10 protein-coding genes are annotated in these 7571 nt (G+C 63.8%); 5 read left to right on the top strand and 5 right to left on the bottom strand.

The window, feature by feature from the left end:
* The 3 genes from EOA32_RS30145 to EOA32_RS30135 all read left to right on the top strand — a co-directional run.
* Window positions 1-476: AIR synthase-related protein (locus tag EOA32_RS30145; protein WP_245499428.1), on the top strand; the 476-nt coding region annotated here is incomplete at its 5' end.
* A complete protein-coding gene (locus EOA32_RS30140) occupies window positions 473-997 on the top strand; it encodes a hypothetical protein (protein ID WP_128373658.1) in 525 nt (174 codons plus the stop codon). The genes EOA32_RS30145 and EOA32_RS30140, both read left to right, overlap by 4 nt.
* A gap of 107 nt (window positions 998-1104) precedes the next feature.
* Window positions 1105-1338: a BolA family transcriptional regulator gene (locus EOA32_RS30135; protein ID WP_023674714.1), complete on the top strand. Its 234-nt coding sequence runs from the start codon at window positions 1105-1107 to the stop codon at window positions 1336-1338.
* 19 nt (window positions 1339-1357) lie between these two features.
* Here the strand turns inward: EOA32_RS30135 and EOA32_RS30130 are convergent, their stop codons facing one another.
* Both EOA32_RS30130 and EOA32_RS30125 read right to left on the bottom strand, forming a co-directional pair.
* Entirely contained in the window at window positions 1358-2557 is a 1200-nt protein-coding gene (locus tag EOA32_RS30130; RefSeq protein WP_066995154.1) for a ZIP family metal transporter, read from the bottom strand.
* The gene (locus EOA32_RS30125) at window positions 2554-3675 is read right to left on the bottom strand and encodes a multicopper oxidase domain-containing protein (RefSeq protein ID WP_128373657.1); all 1122 of its coding nucleotides are present in this window, start codon (window positions 3673-3675) and stop codon (window positions 2554-2556) included. The genes EOA32_RS30130 and EOA32_RS30125 overlap by 4 nt, the downstream gene beginning before the upstream one ends.
* 292 nt (window positions 3676-3967) lie before the next feature.
* Here EOA32_RS30125 and grxD point away from each other — a divergent pair, with 292 nt between their 5' ends.
* Both grxD and EOA32_RS30115 read left to right on the top strand, forming a co-directional pair.
* On the top strand, window positions 3968-4303 hold the full coding sequence (grxD, locus tag EOA32_RS30120; protein ID WP_066995148.1) for a Grx4 family monothiol glutaredoxin: 336 nt from the start codon (window positions 3968-3970) through the stop codon (window positions 4301-4303).
* Window positions 4304-4494: 191 nt separating this feature from the next.
* Window positions 4495-5694, top strand: a complete 1200-nt coding sequence (locus tag EOA32_RS30115; protein WP_066995308.1) for a multidrug effflux MFS transporter — start codon at window positions 4495-4497, stop codon at window positions 5692-5694.
* A 22-nt stretch (window positions 5695-5716) separates the two neighbouring features.
* Here the strand turns inward: EOA32_RS30115 and EOA32_RS30110 are convergent, their stop codons facing one another.
* The 3 genes from EOA32_RS30110 to ttcA form a co-directional block, all read right to left on the bottom strand.
* Entirely contained in the window at window positions 5717-6127 is a 411-nt protein-coding gene (locus tag EOA32_RS30110; RefSeq protein ID WP_128373656.1) for a hypothetical protein, read from the bottom strand.
* Between the two features lie 76 nt (window positions 6128-6203).
* Window positions 6204-7031: an inositol monophosphatase family protein gene (locus EOA32_RS30105; RefSeq protein ID WP_128373655.1), complete on the bottom strand. Its 828-nt coding sequence runs from the start codon at window positions 7029-7031 to the stop codon at window positions 6204-6206.
* Window positions 7021-7571 (bottom strand): tRNA 2-thiocytidine(32) synthetase TtcA (ttcA, locus tag EOA32_RS30100; protein ID WP_128373654.1); only part of this gene is annotated, 551 nt, incomplete at its 5' end. The genes EOA32_RS30105 and ttcA, both read right to left, overlap by 11 nt.

The raw sequence follows: 7571 nt of genomic DNA, 5'->3' as shown, positions 1-7571 counted from the left end.
ATCTCGGCCAGTCGGTCTATTTGCGCGACATCCACGGCCGCGCCGACGGTTCGCCGCCGCCCGTCGACCTCGAACATGAAAAGCGCGTCGGCGACCATGTGCGCGCGCTGATCGCTTCCGGCATCGTGACTGCCGCGCACGACGTCTCCGACGGCGGCCTTGCCGTGGCGCTGGCCGAAATGGCGATGGCATCCGGCATCGGCGCCACCATTCCCGGTCTCACCGGCACCGATCCGATCCCGGTCTGGTTCGGCGAGGACCAGGGACGTTATCTCCTGACCTTGTCGATCGACCCGCAAAGCGACGAATGGGACAGGATCCGCGCGGAGCAGGGCAAGCTCGGCATCTTCGCGCCGTGGATCGGCACGACCGGTGGCGACATGCTGAAGCTCGGCGAGGCGCGTGCCGTTCCGGTCAGCGAATTGACCGCCGCCCATGAGGGCTGGTTCCCGCGCTTCATGGATCAGGCCATTTGACCAGGCTGGCGGTCCGGGCGCTGCTTGCAGCCGTTTTCTGGCCGTCGCTGTTCTTTTTCTGGTTCCTCGGCCCGTTCGTCTTTCTGCTGCTGGCGACGACCTCGAGCGAGGTCTGTCCAAGGCTCGAAACGCGAGCCGAGTTCCTTGCTGCGGCGAACGGCGCAATTCCGTTGCTGGCCGCTCAGGACCTCGTCTACGCCATTCCTGTTTTGTGCCTGGTGCTGTGGCAGCGCCTTTTGCCGGAGCCGGCTCGGGCAAGGCATATCGTCACTTGCGTCAAGCTCTTCGCCATTGCAGCCGCCATCGGAGCGCTTTGGGCGTATGGTTCTTCGCTTATGTGCGATGGCTACGGCCGGCCGTTTTTCTCCCCGGTCTGGCAGTGGAAGAGCTACTTGCCGATGGTTGGCATCGCAATAAACGTGCCGCTCTATGTGCTGACCTTCAGCCTCGGTCGCGCCTACTCGACGCGCGAGGATGTGTCCGCCGGCGACGCGGCTCAGCCGGGTCGGAATATCCCGTGAAGCCTCGGTCACGGATGGAACGGCTTCAATCCGGACCGGAAAGGCTCTACGCTTATCCCCGACTCTCATCGCACGGGCTGCGCCCGCTCGAAAACAGGATTTCTGCCATGGCAATGGATGCGCACGACATCGAACGGCTGATCAAGGAAGGCATTCCGGACGCCAAGGTGACGATTCGCGATCTGGCTGGTGACGGCGACCACTACGCTGCCGAAGTGGTGGCCGAGAGCTTCCGCGGCAAAAGCCGCGTCCAGCAGCACCAGATGGTCTATGACGCGCTGAAAGGCAATATGGGCGGCGTGCTGCATGCGCTCGCCCTGCAGACCAGCGTTCCGGACTGAGTGTTGACGCCGCGGTTGTTCAGATCTTTACCAGCATCGCCGTGAGGTACATGAAGCCGACCCCGGCTGTCAGCCCGGCCATCGCAGCCGGTGCGAGCAAGGCGCGCGAGCCATCGGGGCGCTGGCGAAGCTGCAGGGAAACCATCTCGACGATCACTTGCAGGATCGCTCCGGCGCCGATCGCCAGCGCCAGCGCCGACCATTGTGGCGCATAGGCGAGGCTGCCGATCCATAGGCCGACGACGGCCGGACCTCCCGCGAGCAGCGTCAACATGGCGAAGGTCCTAAGCGGCGGTCGCTGCTTCAGGATCGGGGCGGCGATGGCGATGCCTTCGGTGATGTTGTGCAAGGTGAAGCCAAGCACCAGGAACGTGCCGAGCCCGGCTGCGCCCGAAACGAAGGCGGCGCCGATCGCCAGCCCCTCGCCGAGATTGTGCAGGCCGATGCCGAGTGCGATGAAGGTGGCAAGCGCCAGCCCGGTCGGTGTCCCGCTGCGCCGGCCTGCCGCCATGAGCAGAAGGAAACTGGCGGTGGCTGCGAGTACGATCATGGTCGACCCCTGGAACAGGGCGGCTGCTTCGCCGGCCAGTTCGAACGCGTCCTCGAGCGTGTCGACGAAAAGGAAGGCGAGCAGACCGACGGTCATCGACAGGAGAAAGTCCATGCCGTTCCGCCCGACCCCGCGTAGTGCCGGATAGAACATCAGGCCGATCGCCACGGGCAGGATGCCGACAAAGCCGCCGAGCACCGCTTGCGCGGCAAAGCTAGGTGAACTGCGCGTCGGTGTGGGTACGGCGACGGCGATATCGTGCCCGAATGTTGTCCCGGTACTGGTTACGACATTGATCGCATGCGCCTCCCCCAGCACCCAGGGGTATGGCAGGCTGATCCATGCCGTTGCGCCGCGCGGGATCGGCCCCGGCGGATCCTGCGTGAACTGCCAGTAAGCGTCGTCGACCTGGACCTGTGCGATCGTCATCGGTTCCGACCCACCGGCCCGCACGAGGATTCGAATGCCGTCGTTTCCGATAATTGTCCGCTCGAAGGTCAGGTTCTCGACCGGCGGCGCGCCGTTGCGAAAGCTGGCCAACGGGTCGGAAGAGACCATCCACGCAACCGCGAGCCCGAGCACGGCGAGCGGCAGTACTATCCAGAGCAGAGAGAGCCAGCGCGGCCGACCGGCCTGTGTATCCCGGGAGGTGCTACTGACATCGGTCACGACAAGGCCTCCACGACGTCGAACATGCCCGACCAGCCGAGTTCGGTAAACTCCGACTGGTGGGGATGGAACATGTAGAGGCCTGGCTCGTGCTCCCTGAAATGGAACTCGAGGATACCGCGCTCGGCCTGGCACTGGGTGATCAGATCGACGGTCCTGAGTGTCGGCGTCAGCGTCGTGCCCTGATTGTAGTAGTCGAAGAAATTGGCATGCAGATGGAAGGAGTTGATCGGGTCGAACTCGACCACGTTGACGAGATAGATCCGGACAGGCTTGTCCTTCAGCACCCGTATCGGCTTCTTCGCGTAGGCATGGGCGACGGTGTTGACGGCATAGACCTCGTTCTCGTTGTCGAAATTGGTGTCGAAGGCGTTCATCACCATTACGAATTCCTGCCAGCCGGCATTCTCCGGCGTGCCGAGCAGGCGCGAGCGGGCGACCGTCTCGTGCTCCGGATGCCTAGCGGGATCGGGATCGATGATGAAGGCGCCGTACATACCTTTCTGGATGTGCCGCTTCAGCGGCAGCGCATGGCAATGATAGAGGTGGCAGCCGAACGGCCTGGCGTCGAACTCGTACACGAACTCCTCGCCCGGCCCGATCAGACCGGCGCCGGGAACGCCGTCCATCCGTGCTGCATGAATGCCGTGGAAATGCATGGAATGCGGATGCGAGCCGTTGTTGCGGAAGACGATCTTCAAGCGATCGCCTTCGGTGGCCCGCAGCGTCGGCCCCGGCACGCGGCCATTGTAGGTCCAGGCGGGGAACAGGATGCCGGGCGCGATCTCGATCTCCTTGTCCTCGGCCGTGACCTCGAAGCTGCGCAGTGTCCGCCCGTCCGGCAGCGTCGACACCGTCCCGGTCTCCCAGTCGCTCAGCAGCTTCACCGGATCGAAACCGTTGCGGCCATCCTCGACCTCGCCGACGGTGATCATCGCCCCATGCGCGGACAGGTGCGCCGGCTGCGGCTCGGCCGCCGCTGGCGTTCCGTGACCGGCGTGGTCGGTCTGCCCGCGCGCCGCGGTCGCCATCACCGCCGTGCCGCCGGCCGCCAGGCCACCGGCCAGAAGCAGCCTTCGATCGAGCTTTTGTTCCAGCAGCGATTTCGTTTCGCGCATATCCGCGTTCCTCCAAGGCACCGGCAAGGATAGCGCATGCTTCAAGATTTAGCTATAGCTATAATTCCGGCGCGTGCGCACCTGGGAAACCGTCAGCGGCACCGGGACAAGAGAACCGGCCTGCCGGCCCGCTTGTGGGAAGAGTTCCGGCTGGCGGATTTGGCCCAATGGCGGACCAAAGCTTTGCGCCATTTCGGGTGCGTCGCGGCTAACGTCTTGTTTCAGCCAACCTATGGGTTTATTTAATGGACATGCTTCGAGCCTGACTCCCACAGGCGTGAAAGGATTCCCCATGAGCGGCATCAACGACTACATCGACAGCGAAGTGAAGAGCAACGACGTCGTGCTCTTCATGAAGGGCACCCCCGGCTTCCCGCAGTGCGGGTTCTCCGGCCAGGTGGTGCAGATCCTCGACTATGTCGGGGTCGACTACAAAGGCGTGAACGTGCTGACCTCGGCCGAGCTGCGCCAGGGCATCAAGGACTATTCCAACTGGCCGACCATTCCGCAGCTCTACGTCAAGGGCGAGTTCGTCGGCGGTTGCGACATCGTGCGCGAGATGTTCCAGGCCGGCGAGCTGCAGGATTTCCTGGTCGAAAAAGGCGTCAGCGTCAAAGGCGCCGCCTGATTGAGCTCGCGCTGGCCGGCCCAGCCGGCTGCGCCGTGACATCCGGGGCCGCCCCACCTCGGCACTTTGGCTTTCGAACTCGAGAACGAGACGAATTGATGCGCCGGTCGACCGGCGCGTGTTCGTTTGATTGATCGGATTTTGCCGTGGACAATCAGGCACTAGCGCAGCAGTCGGCAAAAAGCTTACCCATTCCGCGCTGGGAATTCATTGCGCTCTGCGCGGCGCTGATGGCGCTCAATTCGCTCGCCATCGACATCATGCTGCCGGCACTGCAGCAGATCGGCGCCTCGCTCGGCGTCGAGAATGAAAACCACCGCCAGTATGTGATCACAGCCTACATCCTTGGCTTCGGCACCGGTCAGCTCTTCTTCGGTCCGGTTTCCGATCGTTTCGGCCGCCGTGCGCCGCTGGTCGCCGGCCTGATCATCTATGTGGCGGCGGTAGCGGCCGCTGCTGTTGCTCCGACCTTTGCCACCCTGCTCGCCTGCCGTGTCGTGCAAGGCATCGGCGCGGCGGCCACCCGCGTCATCGCTGTCTCCATCGTGCGCGACACCTTCGAGGGCCGCCGCATGGCCGAGGTCATGTCGCTGATCTTCATGGTGTTCATGGCGATACCGGTCGTCGCGCCCGGCATCGGCCAGTTCATCATGCTCTTCGCCACTTGGCACTGGATCTTCGTCACCATGGCCGTCGGCGCGCTCATCGTGTCGGCATGGTCGCTGTTGCGCTTGCCGGAGACGCTGCATCCGGAATACCGGCGGCCCTTAACCGTCAACGCCGTCGTCGGCGGTTTCCGCATCGTGCTCACCAACCGCATCGCGCTTTGCTATGCCTTTGCCAGCACCTTCATCTTCGGCGCCATGTTCGGCTTCATCAATTCCGCGCAGCAGATCTATCTCGAAGTCTTCCATGTCGGCGAGCTGTTTCCGTTGATCTTCGCCGGCGTCGCGGGCGTGCTCGCCTTCTCGAACTTCCTCAACGCGCGGCTCGTCGGCAAGGTCGGCATGCGCCGCCTGTCGCAGAGCGCGCTGCTGCTCTTCCTCGCCATCAGCCTGGTCTGGCTCGTCGTCTCGCTGGAGATCGAGATGCCGCTCTGGCTGTTCATCGCCTTCTTTGCCGGCGCGATGGTTCCGTTCGGCTGTCTCGGCGCGAATTTCAACGCGCTTGCGATGGAGCCGCTCGGCGAGCTTGCCGGCACGGCGTCCTCCATCCTCGGCTTCATGCAGACCTTTCTTGGCGGCCTGCTCGGCACGCTGATAGGCCAGGCCTATAACGGCACGGTCACGCCATTGGCCGCCGGCTTCTGCAGCGTTTCCCTCGCTGCCCTGCTGATGATCCTGATCGCCGAGCGCGGAAGGCTGTTCCAGCCCCACAATCCGCCGGTGTGAGACCTCGCCTACGGCCAGGCGGTCAGGATTTTCGCTCCAGCGCAGCCGTGAAGCGGGGCGAAAGTATGCGCCCTGCGATCGCCTCGCCCATGCTCTCGGTAAAGGGTAACGGCAGGGCCTTATCGAGAGCCTCGAGGATCGAGGCAACGAAGGCTCTGTTCAATGCGTCGTTCGATCCGAGTGCGGAGAAGGTCGCGCGCGGCTTGCCAATGAGCGTTCCGTCTCGGCGGAGCGAGAACCGAAGGGTCAAGGACAGACCGGCAGTTCCGCGAGGCGGCCGCCAGCAGGCGTAAATGGCAGCCGACATTTCCGCTATGGAGTTTACGGGATCGCGACTGCCGCAGGCGCGCTTCCGTGCCGCTGCTTCGTCCGCACCGGTGATCGTCACGGCGATGGCGAGAGCCAGAGCGACCATCGCGGACCGGGTGCTCATTCACATCTCCGGATTTGCGTGAGGTTGTAGATCGACATGTTCCAGCCGACGGGCTGGCTCGCTGGCGCAATCGATCCTATTCCGCCCAGAGCTCGCGCCGCAGTTCGTTCCAGCTATCCTTGTCTGGCGCCACCAACAACCCGCCGTCGAGATGCGACGGCAGATAAGCATCGCCGTCGATCCGCGCCGCATAACCACCAGCCTCCTGGTGGATCAGCACGCCGGCCAGATGGTCCCACGGCATCAGCTTGTTGTAGACGACGAAATGCGCATGGCCGCTCGCCAGCAGCCGGTATTCGTGCGCGGCGCAACGATAGCCGAACTGCGACAGCGCCTTTGTGTGGTTGCGAGCGAGCCGCGAGCGCTCCGGTTCCTTCAGATACTGCCACGAGATCGCGCCGGTCATCTCGGAGATCGGCACCGGCTCGGCGACCCGCACCCTGTCCAGCGCGCCATGTGCGTGGCGGATATGGCTGCCCGCCCCCCTGGCGCCGATCAGCCAGTCCTTCCCGATCGGGTCGTGGATGATGCCGGCAACCGTCTCGCCGTTGACCACGACGCCGAGCATGACGCCGAACAGCGGCACGCCGGAGGCGAAGTTGAAGGTGCCGTCGACCGGATCGATGACGAAGGCCAGCGCGGCATCGCCGAGCCCTTTGAGCAAGGCCGGATTGTCGGAGCAGGTCTCCTCGCCGACGATCATCGCTGTAGGGTAACGCTCGCGCAGCCTGACAGTGATCAGCCTTTCGGCGTTGACGTCCGCCTCCGTAACCAGATCGGCGGCGGACGTCTTCTGGCGAATATCGCCCTCGCCCAACCGGCGAAAGCGCGGCATGATTTCGGCCCTGGCTGCGTCAGCTAGAAGCTCGGCCAGCCAGTCGATCGCTTGCATGTCAAACGTCATCGGAAATGTCTTTTCCCATGGTAAGGCGCGCATCGAGCGCGGCGAAGTCGAACAGTTTGCGGTCGAGCAGATGCGAGGGTCGCACATTGGTCATCGCGCGGATCATCGTGTCCTTGCGGCCAGGCATACGCTTCTCGATATCGTCGAGCATCGCCTTCATGGCGTTGCGCTGCAGCCCTTCCTGGCTGCCGCAAAGATCGCACGGGATGATTGGGAACTTCATTGCATTGGCGAATTTCTCCAGATCCGCCTCGGCGCAATAGGCGAGCGGGCGCAGAACCATGACGTCGCCCTCGTCATTGAGAAGCTTCGGCGGTATGGCGGCGAGACGCCCGCCATGGAACAGGTTCATGAAGAAGGTTTCGAGGATGTCCTCACGGTGGTGGCCGAGCACCAGCGCGGTGCAACCCTCCTCGCGCGCGATGCGATAGAGATGGCCGCGCCTCAGCCGCGAGCAGAGCGAGCAATAGGTGCTGCCTTCGGGCAGCTTGTCGGTGACCACCGAATAGGTGTCCTGGTACTCGATGCGATGCGCAATGC

Origin of the sequence: Mesorhizobium sp. M1A.F.Ca.ET.072.01.1.1 (assembly GCF_004023325.1) — a bacterium.
GTDB lineage: Bacteria > Pseudomonadota > Alphaproteobacteria > Rhizobiales > Rhizobiaceae > Mesorhizobium.
This window is presented reverse-complemented; position numbering and strand designations above follow the sequence as displayed.